The 19,535-nt window shown below is 42.4% G+C and carries 13 protein-coding genes, 2 tRNA genes and 3 rRNA genes; 10 read left to right on the top strand and 8 right to left on the bottom strand.

Annotated elements, in window-relative coordinates; translation table 11 throughout:
- Nucleotides 1-43 precede the first annotated feature (43 nt).
- Nucleotides 44-202 (bottom strand): DUF1328 domain-containing protein, encoded by a 159-nt coding sequence (locus FD716_RS00480; RefSeq protein ID WP_139850466.1) that lies wholly within the window; start codon nucleotides 200-202, stop codon nucleotides 44-46.
- A 198-nt stretch (nucleotides 203-400) separates the two neighbouring features.
- Between FD716_RS00480 and FD716_RS00485 the strand changes: the two genes are divergently transcribed.
- The gene (locus FD716_RS00485) at nucleotides 401-853 is read left to right on the top strand and encodes a YcgN family cysteine cluster protein (protein ID WP_139850467.1); all 453 of its coding nucleotides are present in this window, start codon (nucleotides 401-403) and stop codon (nucleotides 851-853) included.
- Between the two features lie 50 nt (nucleotides 854-903).
- Nucleotides 904-2,172 carry a replication-associated recombination protein A gene (locus tag FD716_RS00490; protein WP_139850468.1) on the top strand — a complete coding sequence of 423 codons (1,269 nt, stop codon included), beginning with the start codon at nucleotides 904-906 and terminating at the stop codon, nucleotides 2,170-2,172.
- A 99-nt stretch (nucleotides 2,173-2,271) separates the two neighbouring features.
- Here FD716_RS00490 and dnaK read toward each other — a convergent pair whose 3' ends face one another.
- Nucleotides 2,272-4,212 (bottom strand): molecular chaperone DnaK, encoded by a 1,941-nt coding sequence (gene dnaK, locus FD716_RS00495; RefSeq protein ID WP_139850469.1) that lies wholly within the window; start codon nucleotides 4,210-4,212, stop codon nucleotides 2,272-2,274.
- 119 nt (nucleotides 4,213-4,331) lie between these two features.
- A complete protein-coding gene (gene grpE / locus FD716_RS00500) occupies nucleotides 4,332-4,883 on the bottom strand; it encodes a nucleotide exchange factor GrpE (RefSeq protein WP_139850470.1) in 552 nt (183 codons plus the stop codon).
- Nucleotides 4,884-5,459: 576 nt separating this feature from the next.
- Here grpE and FD716_RS00505 point away from each other — a divergent pair.
- The 8 genes from FD716_RS00505 to rrf all read left to right on the top strand — a co-directional run bounded on the left by FD716_RS00505 (nucleotide 5,460) and on the right by rrf (nucleotide 13,734).
- Entirely contained in the window at nucleotides 5,460-5,741 is a 282-nt protein-coding gene (locus FD716_RS00505) for a hypothetical protein (protein WP_139850471.1), read from the top strand.
- 310 nt (nucleotides 5,742-6,051) lie between these two features.
- Complete coding sequence (locus tag FD716_RS00510) at nucleotides 6,052-7,122, top strand: alpha/beta hydrolase (RefSeq protein ID WP_139850472.1); 1,071 nt, start codon at nucleotides 6,052-6,054, stop codon at nucleotides 7,120-7,122.
- Between the two features lie 203 nt (nucleotides 7,123-7,325).
- Complete coding sequence (locus tag FD716_RS00515) at nucleotides 7,326-7,889, top strand: peptidylprolyl isomerase (RefSeq protein WP_139853575.1); 564 nt, start codon at nucleotides 7,326-7,328, stop codon at nucleotides 7,887-7,889.
- A 422-nt stretch (nucleotides 7,890-8,311) separates the two neighbouring features.
- A 16S ribosomal RNA gene (locus tag FD716_RS00520) occupies nucleotides 8,312-9,851 on the top strand.
- Between the two features lie 96 nt (nucleotides 9,852-9,947).
- A tRNA-Ile gene (locus FD716_RS00525) sits at nucleotides 9,948-10,024 on the top strand.
- 80 nt (nucleotides 10,025-10,104) lie between these two features.
- Nucleotides 10,105-10,180: transfer RNA gene (locus tag FD716_RS00530), tRNA-Ala, on the top strand.
- A gap of 365 nt (nucleotides 10,181-10,545) precedes the next feature.
- A 23S ribosomal RNA gene (locus FD716_RS00535) occupies nucleotides 10,546-13,437 on the top strand.
- Between the two features lie 182 nt (nucleotides 13,438-13,619).
- Nucleotides 13,620-13,734: ribosomal RNA gene (gene rrf / locus FD716_RS00540) — 5S ribosomal RNA — on the top strand.
- Together the 16S, 23S and 5S rRNA genes with 2 tRNA genes alongside form the textbook arrangement of a ribosomal RNA operon.
- A 98-nt stretch (nucleotides 13,735-13,832) precedes the next feature.
- On the opposite strand, the gene FD716_RS00545 is transcribed toward rrf, so the two are convergent.
- The 5 genes from FD716_RS00545 to ribF all read right to left on the bottom strand — a co-directional run bounded on the left by FD716_RS00545 (nucleotide 13,833) and on the right by ribF (nucleotide 19,419).
- The gene (locus tag FD716_RS00545; protein ID WP_139850473.1) at nucleotides 13,833-14,378 is read right to left on the bottom strand and encodes an NADPH-dependent FMN reductase; all 546 of its coding nucleotides are present in this window, start codon (nucleotides 14,376-14,378) and stop codon (nucleotides 13,833-13,835) included.
- Between the two features lie 136 nt (nucleotides 14,379-14,514).
- Complete coding sequence (locus FD716_RS00550) at nucleotides 14,515-14,997, bottom strand: FKBP-type peptidyl-prolyl cis-trans isomerase (protein ID WP_139850474.1); 483 nt, start codon at nucleotides 14,995-14,997, stop codon at nucleotides 14,515-14,517.
- A complete protein-coding gene (gene lspA / locus FD716_RS00555) occupies nucleotides 14,990-15,529 on the bottom strand; it encodes a signal peptidase II (RefSeq protein ID WP_139850475.1) in 540 nt (179 codons plus the stop codon). Before lspA ends, FD716_RS00550 begins: the two co-directional genes overlap by 8 nt.
- Nucleotides 15,522-18,359: an isoleucine--tRNA ligase gene (gene ileS / locus FD716_RS00560; RefSeq protein WP_139850476.1), complete on the bottom strand. Its 2,838-nt coding sequence runs from the start codon at nucleotides 18,357-18,359 to the stop codon at nucleotides 15,522-15,524. Before ileS ends, lspA begins: the two co-directional genes overlap by 8 nt.
- 58 nt (nucleotides 18,360-18,417) lie before the next feature.
- Nucleotides 18,418-19,419, bottom strand: coding sequence for a riboflavin biosynthesis protein RibF (ribF, locus tag FD716_RS00565; protein WP_139850477.1), 1,002 nt, complete (start codon nucleotides 19,417-19,419; stop codon nucleotides 18,418-18,420).
- Between the last annotated feature and the right edge of the window lie 116 nt (nucleotides 19,420-19,535).

A 19,535-nucleotide genomic window follows, 5' to 3' on the forward strand; every position in this document is an offset into this window, starting at 1 on the left:
GAAAAAGAAGGATTAAATCCTTCTTTTACGGGGATATATAAACTTAGGAAGTATTGCGCGAAATAAAACTCACAATTCCCAAAATAACAGCAACGATTAATAGAATGACAGCGAAGTCTTTGGACATGCCAGCTACACCGCTAAAACCGAAGAGACTCGCAACTAATGCGATGACAGCGAATATAATGGCCCAACGGAACATAATAATTTCTCCATGCATTTTAAACGAGCTTTCAGTATATAAAGTCTTGAAAACAAGACACTGTAAGTTTGTGTTGAATATATGTGTTTAAAAAACTTTGATATATCAATGCATTTCGATAAATTTCACCATTAAAAATACACTGTGCAGAAACTGTTATAATCGTGGCAAACTTGAAATGAAGATAAATATCACTGTATGAATTCTAATTTACGTCCTCAGTTTTGGGAGAAATTTCCACTTGATCAACTCAACCCTGCAGAATGGGAAGCATTATGTGATGGTTGTGGGCTTTGCTGTCTGCTGAAACTCGAAGATGAGGAAACAGAAGAAGTCGCCTATACCAAAGTGTCATGCAAGTTATTGGATTGCGAAAGTGCGCGTTGTACCGATTATGACGACCGCATGACACATGTACCGGATTGTATTCAGCTGACTTTTGAAAAATTACAGAACATTTACTGGTTGCCACCGAGTTGTGCTTACCGACGTATCAATGAAGGCAAACATCTACCATCATGGCACTACCTCAACACTGGTACACGGGAAACAGTTATTAAAGTCAAAAAGTCAGCTGCTGGACGGTGTATTTCAGAGCTAGATATCGATGCCGAGCAGATTGAGGACTATATTGTACGCTGGGTTCGTTAATACGTTGAAATACGTTACTATAAGCCTAAGTACAACCAAGAATATCATCCATGTCTGAGACCAATATTCCCTTACCAGAACGTATTCGACCACGTGATTTATCCGAAATTATTGGGCAAGATCATTTGCTTGGTGAGCAAGCGCCATTACGTCAAATGATTGACCAAGGCCATCTTCCGTCGATTATTTTTTGGGGGCCGCCTGGGGTTGGAAAAACCACCATCGCATTATTATTGGCTCAGGCGGTTGATCGGACTTTTATTAGTTTGTCTGCATTAAATACTGGGGTCAAAGAGCTGCGTGAAATTATTGCAGACAGCGGTGACTTATTGGTTCCAGTGGTGTTTATTGATGAAATTCATCGCTTTAATAAATCCCAGCAAGATGCATTACTCAGCGCGGTTGAAAAAGGTAAAATTACTTTGGTTGGTGCAACAACCGAAAATCCATCTTTTGAAGTAAACAGTGCACTGCTATCACGTTGTCAGGTATATACGCTCAAAGCTTTAGATGAGCATGCCATCCAAGCATTATTAAATAAGGCACTGCAACAAGATGATTTTTTAAAAACGCGTCATATTCAAATTGAAGAATATGAAGCATTGGTACAGTTCTCTGCAGGGGATGCGCGTAAGGCATTAAATCTACTCGACTTAATCGCGAGTACCTTTGATGCTGACGTTGAAAACATCATCACCAATGCCATTGTAGTCAAAGTTGCACAGCAGAATATCGCGCGTTATGACAAGTCTGGTGAACAGCACTATGATTTGGTATCTGCCTTTATTAAGTCAATTCGTGGTAGTGATCCAGATGCAACGCTATATTGGATGGCACGCATGCTCAAAGGCGGTGAAGATCCGGTCTTTATTGCGCGACGTATGCTGATTTCTGCTTCAGAAGATATCGGTAATTCGAATCCAAATGCATTATTACTGGCTGGAGAGTGTTTTCGCTCGGTGCAGGCGGTGGGTATGCCTGAGGCACGGATTATCTTGGGACAGGCTGCTGTTTATCTGGCGACCAGTGCCAAAAGCAATAGTACCTATTTAGCCATTAATAAGGCGCTTGATTTGGCCGAGAAGACTGCAAATCTTCCTGTACCTTTGCATTTGCGGAATGCACCAACCAAGCTAATGAAACAACAGGGTTATGGCGTGGATTATCTCTATCCGCACGATTTCCCAGAGCATTTTGTGCAGCAAAGCTATTTACCACCGGAACTCACTGGCACTAAACTTTATACCTCAGCACGGAATAAGCGTGAAGTAGAAGGTGAGCGTTTACAGCAGAGAAGATGGCAAAGCACAGCTGAATAAACTAATAATCCAATCGCTTAGAGTTCGTTAAGAAAAACTTAGCTGGGAAAAAAGCACAAAAAAACCGCGCCGAAGCGCGGTTTCTTAATAGGCTAAGCCTTATTTTTTATCATCTTTTACTTCGGTGAATTCTGCATCAACAACGCCATCATCGGCTTTTTGTTGACCAGCATCACCTTGGAATGCATTTGGATCAAAACCTTGTGCGCCGCCTTCTGCTTGCTGAGATTGCTCATAAGCACGTTGCGTAATTGGCATCAAGATGTTTTGTAATGCTTCAGTTTTTGCTTTGATTTCTTCAGCATCATTTTCTTTCGCAGCAGCTTCAAGCTCAGTCACCGCAGTTTCAATTGCAGTTTTTTCATCAGCAGTCACTTGTTCGCCAAGATCTTTTACTGCTTTTTGTGAGCTAGAGATAAGTGCATCTGCTTCGTTGCGTGATTTAGCCAACTCTTCGAATTTTCGATCTTCTTCAGCATTCGCTTCAGCATCTTTGATCATTGCATCGATTTCAGCATCAGACAAACCTGAGTTCGCTTTAATCTGAATAGACTGTTCTTTACCTGTGCTCTTATCTTTTGCTGATACTTTCAAGATACCATCAGCATTGATGTCAAATGACACTTCAATTTGTGGGATACCACGTGGAGCAGGTGGAATATCGCCTAATTGGAAGTTACCCAACAATTTGTTTTGTTGAGCCATTTTACGTTCACCCTGGAATACAGAGATATCTACTGCAGGTTGATTGTCAGCTGCGGTAGAGAACACTTGTGATTTCTTCGCAGGAATCGTGGTGTTTTTCTCGATAATTGCAGTTAACACACCGCCCATGGTTTCGATACCAAGGGTGAGTGGGGTAACGTCAAGTAATAGTACGTCGGTTTTGTCACCTGAAAGTACAGCACCTTGAATCGCAGCACCCATTGCAACAGCTTCATCTGGGTTCACGTCTTTACGTGGCTCTTTACCAAAGAATTCTTGTACTTTTTGTTGTACAAGTGGCATACGAGACTGACCACCAACCAAAATCACGTCTGAGATATCAGAAGTCGCAAGACCAGCATCTTTCAATGCAATGCGACAAGGCTCAATGGTGCGTGCAACAAGATCAGCAACCAAACCTTCTAGTTTCGCACGTGTAACATTGATCACTAAGTGTTTAGGACCTGTTGCATCAGCAGTGATGTACGGAAGATTGATTTCAGTTGAGTTCGATGATGACAACTCAATTTTCGCTTTCTCAGCAGCTTCTTTAAGACGTTGAAGTGCTAATGGATCAGTTTTTAAGTTGAAGTTCTGTTCTTTTTTGAACTCTTCAACCAAGTATTCGATCAATGCATTGTCAAAGTCTTCACCACCAAGGAACGTATCACCGTTGGTAGAAAGTACTTCGATTTGTTGGTCGCCATCTAAGTCAGCAATCTCAATGATTGAAACGTCAAAAGTACCACCACCCAAGTCGTATACCGCGATTTTACGGTCGCCTTCTTTTTTGTCCATACCAAACGCAAGTGCAGCAGCAGTTGGTTCGTTAATAATACGTTTAACATCTAAACCTGCGATACGGCCAGCATCTTTTGTTGCTTGACGTTGCGCATCGTTAAAGTAAGCAGGTACGGTTACAACGGCTTCAGTTACAGTCTCGCCCAAGTAATCTTCAGCTGTTTTTTTCATTTTAATCAAAATTTCAGCTGAAACTTGTTGTGGTGCAAGTTTCTTGTCGTTGACTTCAACCCAAGCATCACCATTGTCTGCTTTCATGATTTTATATGGCACTAAACCAATATCTTTTTGAACAGCAGCATCTTCATAACGACGACCGATCAAACGTTTGATCGCGAACAATGTGTTTTTAGGGTTGGTTACCGCTTGACGTTTTGCAGATTGACCTACCAAGATTTCGCCATCTTTATAAGCGACAATGGATGGAGTGGTACGTGTACCTTCTGCATTTTCAATTACTTTAACTTTATCGCCTTCCAATACAGCAACACATGAGTTTGTTGTACCTAAGTCAATACCAATAATTTTAGCCATTAATGCATTCCTCAAAATTTTTTTTACAGTAATTTATGCTTGTATTCGGATATGAGAGCCTTTGAAAATTTTTCAAGTGAAAGATATGAATTTTTTTCACAGATTCTCATTTTTTAACCTTATTGACCGACCATAACCATTGCAGGACGGAGTAAACGACCTGAAAGGGTATAGCCTTTTTGCAATACATTGCCGATCTGACCTGCTTGAGCGGTTGGATCGATCCCAACAGCTTGATGCCAATCTGCGTTAAAGCCGTTGTCTGTATCTACAGCGACGATTTCAAATTTCTCTAAAGTGCTGAGTAAAGATTTTAAGGTCAGTTTCACACCTTCAAGTACAGGGCTCTCTTCATCGCCTGCAGCTTGAATCGCACGTTCAAGGTTGTCGACAGAATCCAACAAGTCTTTCGAGAACTTTTCTAAAGCAAATTTTTTCGCAGTATCTGCTTCACGTTCTAGACGTTCTTTACTTTTTTCAGCTTCATATTTGGCATTGGCCGCTACGGCTTTTTCATATTTTAAACTTTCTTCAAGTTTTACAATTTGTGCTTGTAAATCTTCAACACTAACGTCGTTTACTTGCTCTGCATCCGTTTGAGCTTGCTCATGTTGTGCTGCAGTTTGCTCATTTTGAATGTCTTGAGCTTGCTCGTGTTGCTCATTAGTCATTGATGATCTCCGTTTAAAAGGGTTCTTAAACATGTACAGTCCTTTTTAGGCTTCAGTGTTAACTGGGTTAATGCTGAACTGCCATGAATATCTAATTCGTTAATAGTTAAGAAGTGTGGGCGAGTGCTAAAAATTCAAGCTTTTGATCAAATTATTTAAATCAAACTATACAATTCAGGGCGATTAATAGCGCTTTACATGTATTCATGACTTTTAAGGCAAGCGTAGCGATTTTGTATGGGATCGTTAGTACGGCAGACCTCAACTTTACAATGTAAGACTAAAATGGCTTTTTATTTCAATACTTCATCAAAATCGAGGTGATTTAAATCAAGAAAAGTTCTTTTGAATGGCGATCGCTCAAGATTAATTTAGTTAAAAACAAATTCTTATCATAAAAATGCAAAAATAAAATCAGACTAAATCTAAGTTCCTGAATTTAATATAAAACTGTATAAATTTTACCCGCTGTCAAAAAAGAGCAACCAATCAAGGGTGATAAATTTTTCTGAACGTTCAATCATGTTGGTCGTCAAAGTGGTGAATGGCTTTGAATTTTTTTTAAAGGAAATCTGAATGAAAAAATTGACCTTAACTTCAGCCTTACTTGTCGCTGTTGCATCATTAACTGCTGCATGTACCTCTCAGGAAGCGACAATTCCACCTGAAGTAACAACACTCCCTGAGGTTGCACAACCACAAGGAGCAGCGACAACATCATTACCTGAGATTCAACCTCTCCCACAAGATCGAAGTGCGATTGAGGCGACTGATCCTTCACTTCCTGAACAAGATCCAGTTCAATTTGTCCCAGAACCGAGTAAAAACTCAAATCCATCTCAATCCAAGGTCCCTTAACGGTTAGACGTTATAAGTAGCATATCCAAGGATAGATCAATCTAAAGTTTAAAAAATAGACAGCAGGAAGGATGCCTCTGCTGTCTATTTTTTATGGGAAAACTAAAGATAAATGTAGGGGAATGGCACTGAAGTGAGCAATATCGAATAAATTAAGATCAAAATATGTATGCATGGTCAATGACAATGCATACGAGAACGGTTTAGCGTATGCGGATTGGCTTCAGTGGTGATTCTGTAATAAATGATCAGTCGTGATGAGTCATCGCTTTATTTGGGTTGGTATTTACAGATATAACAAAGGAAAGTAATGCTGGTTTCTATGCAATCAATACAGTTGTTGTTAGACAAAGGGCAAGGTGCTGCAGCGCGTTCTTTGGATCACATGCCAAAACTAATGCAGGATTCATTGACGAAAGTGCTTGGCTATCCTTATCAATATCCTCAGCTTGATAGTTTTTCTAAAACCTTAATGGCTATTCATCACAAACAAGGGCGCTCAGGTCTTATTGGTGATGACATTACCCAATCGCGACAACAGTTTGAACAACAAATGCAGTCCATTCTTTCGAAACCTACACCACTTGCCTTTGTAGAAGATATTCATCTGCCTTTACAGAGCGGCAATATTTACGCGCGTCATTACCATCCAGAGCCCAATAAAAAATTGCCAATGTTGGTTTTTTATCATGGTGGTGGCTTTGTGGTAGGTGGGGTCCATACTCATGATGAGGTTTGTCGGTTGATCGCTTTGTATGCCAAGGTACAGATACTCAGTGTTGAATACCCATTGGCACCTGAAGTGGGGCCACGTGATTTGATCCAATCATGTGAGGATGCTTTGGCTTGGATTTATCAAAATCGTCGTCATTTTAAAATTCTTAAAAATCGCATTGCAGTTGCTGGAGACAGCGCGGGTGGCAATATTAGTGCAGTGCTCGCACAGCGGACAGTAAATTCAGCCTATGCACCCGAAGCACAATTTCTTATTTACCCCGCGACTGACTTTAAAAGCCGACATCCTTCTTTTTATGCTTATAGTGAGGGCTTAGTGCTCACAGCGAAAGATATTGATTATGTCACCGACTATTATGCAAATCGTCATCATGTTGCCTTAGATGATCCGCTTATTTCACCGACCTACGGCAATTTAAAGAAACTGGCACCTGCATTTGTGATTACCGCTGGCCATGACGTCTTGCATGATGAAGGCAAGATCTATGCATATAAGCTGCAGCAAAATGGCGTAAAGGTGCACTATCATGATTATGAGGATCAGGCACATGGCTTTATTAACTTATCGCCTGTGTCTAAGAAAGCAAAAAAATACTTAATTGACATGAGTAGAGCGTTTAGGCGCTTTTGGGATAAAAGCCGTTAACGATGGGACTAACTGTGAATAGTGGTCTAACAACCAATCGAATAGAGCTTATAGAAAAGTCAACATTAGACTATATAGAGTATTTAAACAGAAGCCGCTTGAATATAATTTTGTTAGAAACTTAAAGAGAACAATAGCTTGGTTGATCACAGGCTAAAATAGTCCAATCTTTAACGAATCAAATAAGAGTATCAAACATCATGATGAAACAATCTTTACTGGCTTTATTGCTTAGTGGTACTTATCTTTCTGCTTATGCCAATACCAATATTCAACTTCAAACGACTCAGGGAAATATTGAGATTGAGTTGTATAACGATAAAGCCCCTGTATCAGCAAAGAATTTTGAAAGCTATGTTAAAAGCAACTTCTATACAGGAACAATTTTCCATCGTGTGATTCCTGGTTTTATGATCCAAGGTGGTGGTTTTGATCGAAATATGACTGAAAAGCCAACACAGGCTGCGATTAAGAATGAATCAAGCAACGGTTTAAAGAACGCACGTGGCACCTTGGCAATGGCACGAACCAATGACCCTAATTCAGCGACAAGCCAGTTCTTCATTAATTTGACTGACAATCAATTTTTAAATCGTTCAGCAATGAATCCTGGTTATGCAGTGTTTGGCAAGGTAACCAAAGGAATGGATGTGGTTGATAAGATCGCAAAAACCGCTACAGGAAGCTTTGGAATGCACCAAGATGTGCCTAAACAGGTGATTACGATTACTGGTGTTCAGATTGTGAACAAGCCTGCTGTAAAATAGGTAAAGATTAGCAGAAATATTTTTGTCATATTTCTGCTTTATTATTATGTAGTTATGCACTTTTTGTATAGGTAGTGATCTATATTGGTGCGTAAAAATACAACACCTAGATGTTTAGGGGGCTAAAAGCACTTGCGGGGAGAAAATATTCCCCTATAATGGCTCTCATACCGACGCGATATACGAAAAGATCTTAGCCACGTTGTTAAGATTAGAGTAGTTGTTTTGTGTCGTTTTCTACTGACGAAGTAGGAAGTAAATCATTAAGAGATTATGAAGAACAACTTGTGTGGATTTTTACTGGTTGATTGATCAAATATTATCATTGATTGATTGGTAGAAATTACTCGAAGTTTATTTGAGAAATATTTGTCAGTTATTTGATGAGCCAAGATTTGTAGCCATAAGCTACTAATGATTTTTAACTGAAGAGTTTGATCATGGCTCAGATTGAACGCTGGCGGCAGGCTTAACACATGCAAGTCGAGCGGGGAAAGGTAGCTTGCTACCTGACCTAGCGGCGGACGGGTGAGTAATACTTAGGAATCTGCCTATTAGTGGGGGACAACGTTTCGAAAGGGACGCTAATACCGCATACGCCCTACGGGGGAAAGCAGGGGATCACTTGTGACCTTGCGCTAATAGATGAGCCTAAGTCGGATTAGCTAGTTGGTGGGGTAAAGGCCTACCAAGGCGACGATCTGTAGCGGGTCTGAGAGGATGATCCGCCACACTGGGACTGAGACACGGCCCAGACTCCTACGGGAGGCAGCAGTGGGGAATATTGGACAATGGGGGGAACCCTGATCCAGCCATGCCGCGTGTGTGAAGAAGGCCTTATGGTTGTAAAGCACTTTAAGCGAGGAGGAGGCTCCTATAGATAATACCTATAGTGAGTGGACGTTACTCGCAGAATAAGCACCGGCTAACTCTGTGCCAGCAGCCGCGGTAATACAGAGGGTGCAAGCGTTAATCGGATTTACTGGGCGTAAAGCGTACGTAGGCGGCTAATTAAGTCGGATGTGAAATCCCCGAGCTCAACTTGGGAATTGCATTCGATACTGGTTAGCTAGAGTATGGGAGAGGATGGTAGAATTCCAGGTGTAGCGGTGAAATGCGTAGAGATCTGGAGGAATACCGATGGCGAAGGCAGCCATCTGGCCTAATACTGACGCTGAGGTACGAAAGCATGGGGAGCAAACAGGATTAGATACCCTGGTAGTCCATGCCGTAAACGATGTCTACTAGCCGTTGGGGCCTTTGAGGCTTTAGTGGCGCAGCTAACGCGATAAGTAGACCGCCTGGGGAGTACGGTCGCAAGACTAAAACTCAAATGAATTGACGGGGGCCCGCACAAGCGGTGGAGCATGTGGTTTAATTCGATGCAACGCGAAGAACCTTACCTGGTCTTGACATAGTAAGAACTTTCCAGAGATGGATTGGTGCCTTCGGGAACTTACATACAGGTGCTGCATGGCTGTCGTCAGCTCGTGTCGTGAGATGTTGGGTTAAGTCCCGCAACGAGCGCAACCCTTTTCCTTATTTGCCAGCGGGTTAAGCCGGGAACTTTAAGGATACTGCCAGTGACAAACTGGAGGAAGGCGGGGACGACGTCAAGTCATCATGGCCCTTACGACCAGGGCTACACACGTGCTACAATGGTCGGTACAAAGGGTTGCTACCTAGCGATAGGATGCTAATCTCAAAAAGCCGATCGTAGTCCGGATTGGAGTCTGCAACTCGACTCCATGAAGTCGGAATCGCTAGTAATCGCGGATCAGAATGCCGCGGTGAATACGTTCCCGGGCCTTGTACACACCGCCCGTCACACCATGGGAGTTTGTTGCACCAGAAGTAGGTAGGGTAACCGTAAGGAGCCCGCTTACCACGGTGTGGCCAACGACTGGGGTGAAGTCGTAACAAGGTAGCCGTAGGGGAACCTGCGGCTGGATCACCTCCTTAACGAAAGATTGACGATCGGTAAGAATCCACAACAAGTTGTTCTTCAACTGTGTCTTGCAAAAGATTTAAAGCGATTCGTTGCTTTAGGTTTTCTCAGGGTCTGTAGCTCAGTTGGTTAGAGCACACGCTTGATAAGCGTGGGGTCACAAGTTCAAGTCTCGTCAGACCCACCATTCACTTTTTAAGTGTGGTGATAAAACGATGTTTTAGAACTTATGAGAAGCAAAGATAGAGTATCTCGAATAGATTATCTGGGGACTTAGCTTAGTTGGTAGAGCGCTTGCCTTGCACGCAGGAGGTCAACGGTTCGACTCCGTTAGTCTCCACCATATAAAGTTAGGTTTCTGGAATCAGAAACAAAGAATTTAACTGCAAAGTTAGATTATAGAATTTAGTAAAAGTTGTTCTTCATATCTTGGTGATCAATTTTATTAAGTTCTGTGATTTATCACAGTTTGCTACGACCTGACGAAGGCGTAGTTAATCATTAACAGATTGGCAAATTTGAGTTGAAATTAATTGTTTTAGCTCATTGTTTCGAAAGGAACGATGAGTACTAGCGAAGAAATTAACTGAATCAAGCGTTTTGGAAAACGAAAATAGATTGAAGCTGTACAGTGTTTAAATACACAGTACTTCAAACTGTAATGTTGCTAACCCTCCTTGTAGGGGTTACGACTGTTTGGGGTTGTATAGTCAAGTAATTAAGTGCATGTGGTGGATGCCTTGGCAGTCAGAGGCGATGAAAGACGTAATAGCCTGCGATAAGCTCCGGGGAGGCGGCAAATATCCTTTGATCCGGAGATTTCTGAATGGGGAAACCCACCTACTATAAGGTAGGTATCGTATGATGAATACATAGTCATACGAGGCGAACGAGGGGAAGTGAAACATCTCAGTACCCTTAGGAAAAGAAATCAATTGAGATTCCGTCAGTAGCGGCGAGCGAACGCGGATCAGCCCATTAAGTTATGTGTGTTTTAGTGGAATGCTCTGGGAAGTGCAACCATAGTGGGTGATAGTCCTGTACACGAAAGGGCACACATAATGATGACGAGTAGGGCGAGGCACGTGAAACCTTGTCTGAATATGGGGGGACCATCCTCCAAGGCTAAATACTCCTGACTGACCGATAGTGAACCAGTACCGTGAGGGAAAGGCGAAAAGAACCCCTGTGAGGGGAGTGAAATAGATCCTGAAACCGCATGCATACAAGCAGTGGGAGCCGACTTGTTCGGTGACTGCGTACCTTTTGTATAATGGGTCAGCGACTTATATTCAGTAGCAAGGTTAACCGTATAGGGGAGCCGTAGAGAAATCGAGTCTTAATAGGGCGTTTAGTTGCTGGGTATAGACCCGAAACCAGGTGATCTATCCATGAGCAGGTTGAAGGTTGGGTAACACTAACTGGAGGACCGAACCCACCGTCGTTGAAAAGCCGGGGGATGACTTGTGGATAGGGGTGAAAGGCTAATCAAACTTGGTGATAGCTGGTTCTCCCCGAAAGCTATTTAGGTAGCGCCTCGGACGAATACCATTGGGGGTAGAGCACTGTTTCGGCTAGGGGGTCATCCCGACTTACCAAACCGATGCAAACTCCGAATACCAATGAGTACTATCCGGGAGACAGACTGCGGGTGCTAACGTCCGTAGTCAAGAGGAAAACAATCCAGACCGCCAGCTAAGGCCCCAAAATTATAGTTAAGTGGGAAACGATGTGGGAAGGCATAGACAGCTAGGAGGTTGGCTTAGAAGCAGCCACCCTTTAAAGAAAGCGTAATAGCTCACTAGTCGAGTCGGCCTGCGCGGAAGATGTAACGGGGCTAAAACTATATGCCGAAGCTGCGGATGCATAATTTATTATGCGTGGTAGGGGAGCGTTCTGTAAGCCGATGAAGGTGTATTGAGAAGTATGCTGGAGGTATCAGAAGTGCGAATGCTGACGTGAGTAACGACAATGCGAGTGAAAAACTCGCACGCTGAAAGACCAAGGGTTCCAGTCCAACGTTAATCGGGGCTGGGTGAGTCGACCCCTAAGGCGAGGCCGAGAGGCGTAGTCGATGGGAAATTGGTTAATATTCCAATACTTCTGTGTAATGCGATGAGAGGACGGAGAAGGTTAAGTCAGCCTGGCGTTGGTTGTCCAGGTGAAAGGTTGTAGGCATGTATCTTAGGCAAATCCGGGGTACTCTATGCTGAGAACTGATACCAAGCTAGTTTACTAGCGAAGTGGCTGATACCCTGCTTCCAGGAAAAGTCTCTAAGCTTCAGTTACACAGGAATCGTACCCGAAACCGACACAGGTGGTCAGGTCGAGTAGACCAAAGCGCTTGAGAGAACTCTGCTGAAGGAACTAGGCAAAATGGTACCGTAACTTCGGGAGAAGGTACGCTGTTGACGGTGATAGGATTTACTCCTTGAGCGGTTGACAGCCTCAGAAACCAGGCCCCTGCAACTGTTTATTAAAAACATAGCACTCTGCAAACACGAAAGTGGACGTATAGGGTGTGATGCCTGCCCGGTGCTGGAAGGTTAATTGATGGGGTTAGCGTAAGCGAAGCTCTTGATCGAAGCCCCAGTAAACGGCGGCCGTAACTATAACGGTCCTAAGGTAGCGAAATTCCTTGTCGGGTAAGTTCCGACCTGCACGAATGGCATAATGATGGGGGCGCTGTCTCCAGCAGAGACTCAGTGAAATCGAAATCGCCGTGAAGATGCGGTGTACCCGCGGCTAGACGGAAAGACCCCGTGAACCTTTACTGCAGCTTGACATTGAACTTTGATCTTACTTGTGTAGGATAGGTGGGAGGCTTTGAAGTAGCGACGCTAGTTGCTATGGAGCCATCCTTGAAATACCACCCTGGTAATATTGAGGTTCTAACTCTGTCCCGTTATCCGGGACGAGGACCATGTCTGGTGGGTAGTTTGACTGGGGCGGTCTCCTCCTAAAGAGTAACGGAGGAGTACGAAGGTGCGCTCAGCGTGGTCGGAAATCACGCGTAGAGTATAAAGGCAAAAGCGCGCTTAACTGCGAGACCAACAAGTCGAGCAGGTACGAAAGTAGGTCTTAGTGATCCGGTGGTTCTGTATGGAAGGGCCATCGCTCAACGGATAAAAGGTACTCTGGGGATAACAGGCTGATACCGCCCAAGAGTTCATATCGACGGCGGTGTTTGGCACCTCGATGTCGGCTCATCTCATCCTGGGGCTGAAGCAGGTCCCAAGGGTATGGCTGTTCGCCATTTAAAGAGGTACGCGAGCTGGGTTTAGAACGTCGTGAGACAGTTCGGTCCCTATCTACCGTGGGCGCTGGAAATTTGAGAGGATCTGCTCCTAGTACGAGAGGACCAGAGTGGACGAACCTCTGGTGTACCGGTTGTGACGCCAGTCGCATCGCCGGGTAGCTATGTTCGGAAGGGATAACCGCTGAAAGCATCTAAGCGGGAAGCCTACCTCAAGATAAGATTTCCCAAGGACTTTATGTCCTCTAAAGAGCCGTTGAAGACTACGACGTTGATAGGTTGGATGTGGAAGCATAGCGATATGTGAAGCTGACCAATACTAATTGCTCGTGAGGCTTGACTATACAACACCCAAGCAGTTGTATGCGCAATCTATTCTTTAACAAATCGCTTGATTTAGTTAATCAAACCGCTAAAATATACATGCAATTTCAACTCAATCAGCCCTTCTGTTAATAACTCTTTTGGTTAAGATAGTACGGATGTCGAATACGACGTAAAACCCGAAATCACCATAAACAGTTGTGCTGGCGACAATAGCAAGAGTGAACCACCTGATCCCTTCCCGAACTCAGAAGTGAAACCTCTTTGCGCTGATGGTAGTGTGGGGTTACCCATGTGAGAGTAAGTCATCGCCAGCTCATTATTCCTAAAAACACCCCAGTCAACGACTGGGGTGTTTTTTTATGCGTGGGAAAAAATGGAAAAGAAAAATAACGTAATGCGAAGGAATATATAGCTATTTAAAGTCGGCATAGCGCATGAGTTTTACAACAATAGATTTGAGTGTATTCAACTCAAATTCATTTCCTACGAAATCTTCAGTTTTATTACGTTGAAAAATATCGCGAATTTGTAAAACTGCTTCTGAATCAATCATTTCCATATAAGTGCAAACTTGTTTAATCTGATCAATTGAACGAGAACCAAAAGTACCGCCATAACTGACATAGGCTGCAGGTTTACCTTTCCATTCCTTTCCAAGATAATCGAGTGCATTTTTGAGTGCAGGACTATAGCCATGATTATATTCAGGGCTAATAAAGATAAAAGCATCACCATGATGGATTTTCTCTGCCCATTCTTGTTGCTTGGGTTGATCATAAATACCTGAAGCTGGAGCATTTGCACCCGCAAATAATGGGAGATCCCATTCTTTTAGATCTACAATTTCTACGTCTAAGTGATCATGTTTTAACGCTTGGATTTGATCGAGAATCCAGTGAGCAACTTTAATGGCCACACGTCCTTCACGAATGCTACCGACAATAATATAGGTTTTCATTTTTTAAGCCTTCATTGATTTTCTAATTAAATTTAATATAAATATATAGTTAAGAGTATTAGCTAATTGTATTCTCATATTAAAAAGCCCCTGATGCAATTGGCATCAGGGGCTTTATTGTTGCTTAAGCGAGTACTTAGAGCAGTTTAATACCTTGTTGCCCAGCTGGTATAACTTTAAAAATCTCAACTTCAAAGGTAATGTTTTTACCTGCAAGTGGATGGTTAAAATCAATTTCAGTAATATCTTCATTCACTGATTTAACGACACCGACTAAGCTTGATTTCGCTTTATCTTCAAATTCAATCATATGACCAATAATTGGCATTTGTTCAAATTTAACAGTATCAAATTTTTGCACATTTTCAGGATTCCAAGGACCGAAAGCATCTTCTGGCGGAAGGCTAACCGTACGACGGTCACCTGCGCGTAGTCCAAATAATGCTTTTTCAAAACCTGGCAATAAGTTACCGTCACCGATTGTTAAATTTACAGGTTCATCTCGACCACGGGTATTATCAATTTCTGCACCACTTTCAATCGCAACTGAAAAATGTAAATCGACTTGAGCACCGTCACTTACTCGAATTTCTTCATTTGGATGAATAATTTCAGTCATGTTGTTTGTCCGCACGTTGAATTCGTTGCTTTTCTAAGAAGAAAGTATCAATAAGCAATAGAATGACACCTAAAGTAATTGAACTATCGGCTAGATTAAATGCAGGGAAATGGCTATTTTGATAATAAAAATGAATAAAATCTACAACATAGCCCAGTGTTGCGCGATCAATAAGATTACCGATTGCACCGCCTAAAATCAGTGCAATTGCCATTGGCAAAATTACGACTTTTTTAGGCATACGCATTAGCCAAAATACAAAAATAGTTGAAACAACTGCAGCTAGTGCGGTAAAGAAATAACGTTGCCAACCACCTGCATCAGAGAGAAAGCTAAAGGCTGCACCATAGTTATAAAGTAGTGTCCAATTTAAAAAGGGCAATACTGGAATAGATTCAGCATAGGTTAAATGCGTATTTGCAATTGTTTTGGTCCACTGATCTAAGATTACGGCAAGGACACTGAGTCCAAGCCATAATAGATTACGCGGATAAAATTGAAATAAGCCCTTTTTATTTTCAGGGTTAGGCATATTTTCTCACTTCGCCACCACCAGTGACGTTAATAATACAACGACCACATAAACCAAGGTGATCTGCATGTGTATTTACGTCTGGGAGTACATGCCAGCAGCGCACACATTTTTCACCAACAGCAGCAGAGACTTGAACTCGTAAACCAGCTAATTCTGTCGCTTCACCTTGTTCTGCATAATCATGAACAATTGCTTCAGATGTGATTAATACAAAACGGAGTTCATCACCCAATTGGTTTAAGACTTTTTGTAAACCAGCATCCGCCCAAATTTCAACTTTTGCAGATAAATTACTACCAATCAGTTTAGCGGTACGTGCAGCTTCAATCTGTTTATTTAATGCAGATTTAACTTGAATAAGCGTCTGCCAATCTTCTTCTGAGATCAGATTTTGGCTTGATGAAACTGGGATGTCATACCATTCAGTGGTAAATACATAGGGTACATTTTGTTCAGGAATGAGCGGCCAAGCTTCTTGAGCGGTAAAGCTTAAGATCGGGCTCATCCAACGGACAAAGGCCTGCACGATATGATAGAGCGCAGTCTGTGCAGAGTGGCGTGCTTGAGAATCAGCTTTACTGGTGTATTGACGATCCTTGATGATATCTAAATAGAAACCGCCTAAGTCATTAATACAGAAGTTAGTGAGCGCACTACAAACTTGATGGAAATTCATGTCGTTGTAGGCTTGCTGGATAGTTTTTTGTACTTCAGCCGCACGTTGTAAAATATATTGATCCAAAGCGATCAACTCATCTACTGGTAAGCTCTCTGTACTTGGTTTGAAACCATTCAGATTCGCCAATAAGAAGCGCAAGGTATTACGAATACGACGGTAGCTGTCACTGACACGGTTAAAGATTTCTTTACTGGCCGAGATTTCATAGCGATAGTCACTTGACGCAACATAGAGACGTAGGCCATCTGCACCCAATTGTTTAACGATGTCTTCAAGCGGAATAAAGTTACCTAAAGATTTAGATAATTTACGACCTTTTTCATCGACTGTGAAACCATGTGTCAACAAGGCTTTATACGGTGCCTTACCAGTTACTGCAACAGAAGTCAGTAATGAAGATTGGAACCAACCACGATGTTGATCTGAGCCTTCTAAGTAGAGGTCAGCAGGTGCTTGTAACTCTGGACGTTGTTTAAGTACTCCATAATGAGTTGTACCTGAGTCAAACCACACATCTAAGGTGTCACGCACACAGTTATATTCGGCAGCATCATCACCGATGAAGTCTTTGGCTTCACGGTTAAACCATGCATCAATACCTTCTTTTTCAATCAGTTGTGCGACTTCTTCTAACAACTCTTCTGTGCGAGGATGCAGCTCATTACTATCTTTATGCACGAAGAATGGAATTGGAACGCCCCAAGTCCGTTGACGAGAGATACACCAATCTGGGCGACCATCAATCATCGATTCGAGGCGATTTTTACCCCAATCTGGGACAAATTCAATTTCATTTTCAATGGCATTGAGCGCTTTTTGTCTTAAATTCTGCGCATCCATGCTAATAAACCATTGCGGTGTTGCACGGAAAATAATCGGTGATTTATGACGCCAGCAATGCGGATAGCTATGCTTAATCGGTTGATGGGCCCAAAGTTTATTTGATGTAGCCAATTGCTCAATAATTTGTGGGTTGGCTTTATAAATATGCACACCAGCAAAGATAGGTGCTGTCGGTAAGTACACGCCATTGCCACCAACTGGATTGTCGACTGCCAAGTTATAGAGTAAGCCAACTTTATAATCGTCTACACCGTGGCCAGGCGCAGTGTGTACTGCACCCGTACCACTTGCAGCAGTCACGTGATCACCTAAAATAATTGGTACTTGGCGATCGGTGATCAGTGGGTGTTGTAAGCTGAGGTTTTCTAAAACACTGCCGCTGAACTCTGCCAATACGGTCACGTCTTCTAATTGGTAACGTTCACAGGCAGATTCCACTAAATCACGTGCAAGAATAAGGTTTTGTTGACCTTTTTCAGTTTTTGCTTGAACCAACTGATAGTCGATTTCAGGATGTACGCTGACCGCTTGATTCGCAGGTAAGGTCCATGGAGTTGTTGTCCAAATGACCACGTCGGTTGCATCTGTGACTTCAACAGCAACACGCTGAGATAAATCTTTGAGGTCGACAATACCAAACCCAACATCAATGGCATCTGATTTTTTATCCTCATATTCAACTTCTGCCTCAGCCAATGCTGAACCACAGTCTATACACCAGTTCACAGGTTTTAGACCTGGTTGAATATGACCTGCTTTTTGAATCGCACCGAGCGTACGAACAATATCGGCTTCTTGCTTGAAGTTCATGGTGAGATAAGGATTATCCCAATCCCCTAAAACGCCCATGCGCATAAATTCTTTTTTCTGCACATCAATTTGGGTATAAGCATATTCACGACAAGCTTTACGGAAATCGGATGCGTTAATATTCACACCAACTTTACCGACTTTTTCTTCAACTTTAAGTTCGATTGGTAAACCGTGACAGTCCCAACCTGGTACATAAGGTGCATCGAACCCATCAAGTGTACGGCTTTTTACAATAATATCTTTGAGTACTTTATTGACAACATGGCCAAGATGGAGCGTGCCATTGGCATAAGGAGGGCCGTCATGCAAAATATATTTTTTCTTTCCAATTCGCGACTGACGAATCTGCTGATAAATGTTGTCGGCATACCACTCTTCTAACCATTTAACTTCACGCACCGCCAGATTTGCTTTCATTGCAAATTCAGTACCTGGAAGGTTGAGTGTGGCTTTGTAGTCCACTGCATTTTCAGTAGTTTGCTTATCGCTCATGCAAGTTTTCATCCAATTCAATCAGCTAAGCTGACGCATTATTCAATAAAATTAAAAGTTAAAAAGGAAATTTCGGCGTGGTTTGGCGAAATTCAATTAATTTCACCACATCAGCATCAATTCCTTTACGGAGCGCCTCTAAAGAGGGGTAATTCAGTTCACCGTGTAAGTAACTTAGGAAAGTTACCCGCATTAACAAACCATACAGATTAGCAGAAACTTCGGGAAAATGAACTTCTAATCGCCATTCTGGATGCGTCTGTTTGATCGCAGGCCGTGTACCAACATTGGCTGCACCAAATAAAGCACCGTCTTGGTAACCGAGGATACCATTTTGATTAGAATTTTTTGATTTCACTTTCTCAGTTAATGACTGCGTTTCACACACGACCTCAACGGCATAGATACCATTTAAACAAGGTTTATGTCGATTCATAGCGACATTAATGGTGGGGAAGTTTAAGGTGCGTCCAATTTGATCGCCATATTGTACTCGACCAATCATGCTATATGGACGGCCTAATAATTGTGCTGCCTGTGCTAAGTTACCTTCTTGTAGCACTTGGCGAATTCGAGTCGAACTTACGCGCTCACCATTGAGTTCAACGGTATGTAAGTTCGTAACTTGAAAGCCATAATCACTTAGAAATTCTTTATTGCCTTGACGATTTTTACCAAAATGAAAATCATCACCCAACACTAAACTGTGGGCATTGAGTTTATGCTTCAGCAGATCTGCAAAAGCTTGTGCACTTAAACTACGGAACGCATCATTAAACTTGGCAACGACAATATAATCGATACCTAATTCAGTTAGATGCTCAACTTTTTCTCGAAGTGAACTAATACGCGGCGGTGCCTCGTAACCCTTAAAGAACTCTAAAGGCTGGGGTTCAAAAACGATTACCATGGTTTTTAAGCCCAATGGTTTCGCAATGTTTTTTAACTGCGAAATCATGGCTTGATGTCCTAAATGGACGCCATCAAAATTACCAATGGTTACCGCAGTTTTGGGTAGTTGGAGACTAGGAGATAAAGCATTTAAGCGTAACAGCTTCATGATTTCAAAATCAGCTTAACATTCGAAAGGAGTAATTTTGCCATAATCTCATAAATTCGTCTTGTTGTTGTGTTTTTACTCAAAAATAATTCTATTGATGCTCCATTATATTTGTT

Source organism: Acinetobacter pullicarnis, assembly GCF_006352475.1.
In the GTDB taxonomy this organism is placed as follows: domain Bacteria; phylum Pseudomonadota; class Gammaproteobacteria; order Pseudomonadales; family Moraxellaceae; genus Acinetobacter; species Acinetobacter pullicarnis.

Excerpts from the sequence above, each read along its gene's own strand:
- grpE (WP_139850470.1), bottom strand. The coding sequence starts at position 4,883 with ATGACTAATGAGCAACACGAGCAAGCTCAAGACATTCAAAATGAGCAA.
- FD716_RS00485 (WP_139850467.1), top strand. The coding sequence starts at position 401 with ATGAATTCTAATTTACGTCCTCAGTTTTGGGAGAAATTTCCACTTGAT.
- FD716_RS00480 (WP_139850466.1), bottom strand. The coding sequence starts at position 202 with ATGTTCCGTTGGGCCATTATATTCGCTGTCATCGCATTAGTTGCGAGT.
- ileS (WP_139850476.1), bottom strand. The coding sequence starts at position 18,359 with ATGAGCGATAAGCAAACTACTGAAAATGCAGTGGACTACAAAGCCACA.
- FD716_RS00490 (WP_139850468.1), top strand. The coding sequence starts at position 904 with ATGTCTGAGACCAATATTCCCTTACCAGAACGTATTCGACCACGTGAT.
- dnaK (WP_139850469.1), bottom strand. The coding sequence starts at position 4,212 with ATGGCTAAAATTATTGGTATTGACTTAGGTACAACAAACTCATGTGTT.
- ribF (WP_139850477.1), bottom strand. The coding sequence starts at position 19,419 with ATGAAGCTGTTACGCTTAAATGCTTTATCTCCTAGTCTCCAACTACCC.
- FD716_RS00550 (WP_139850474.1), bottom strand. The coding sequence starts at position 14,997 with ATGACTGAAATTATTCATCCAAATGAAGAAATTCGAGTAAGTGACGGT.
- FD716_RS00510 (WP_139850472.1), top strand. The coding sequence starts at position 6,052 with ATGCTGGTTTCTATGCAATCAATACAGTTGTTGTTAGACAAAGGGCAA.
- lspA (WP_139850475.1), bottom strand. The coding sequence starts at position 15,529 with ATGCCTAACCCTGAAAATAAAAAGGGCTTATTTCAATTTTATCCGCGT.
- FD716_RS00515 (WP_139853575.1), top strand. The coding sequence starts at position 7,326 with ATGAAACAATCTTTACTGGCTTTATTGCTTAGTGGTACTTATCTTTCT.
- FD716_RS00505 (WP_139850471.1), top strand. The coding sequence starts at position 5,460 with ATGAAAAAATTGACCTTAACTTCAGCCTTACTTGTCGCTGTTGCATCA.
- FD716_RS00545 (WP_139850473.1), bottom strand. The coding sequence starts at position 14,378 with ATGAAAACCTATATTATTGTCGGTAGCATTCGTGAAGGACGTGTGGCC.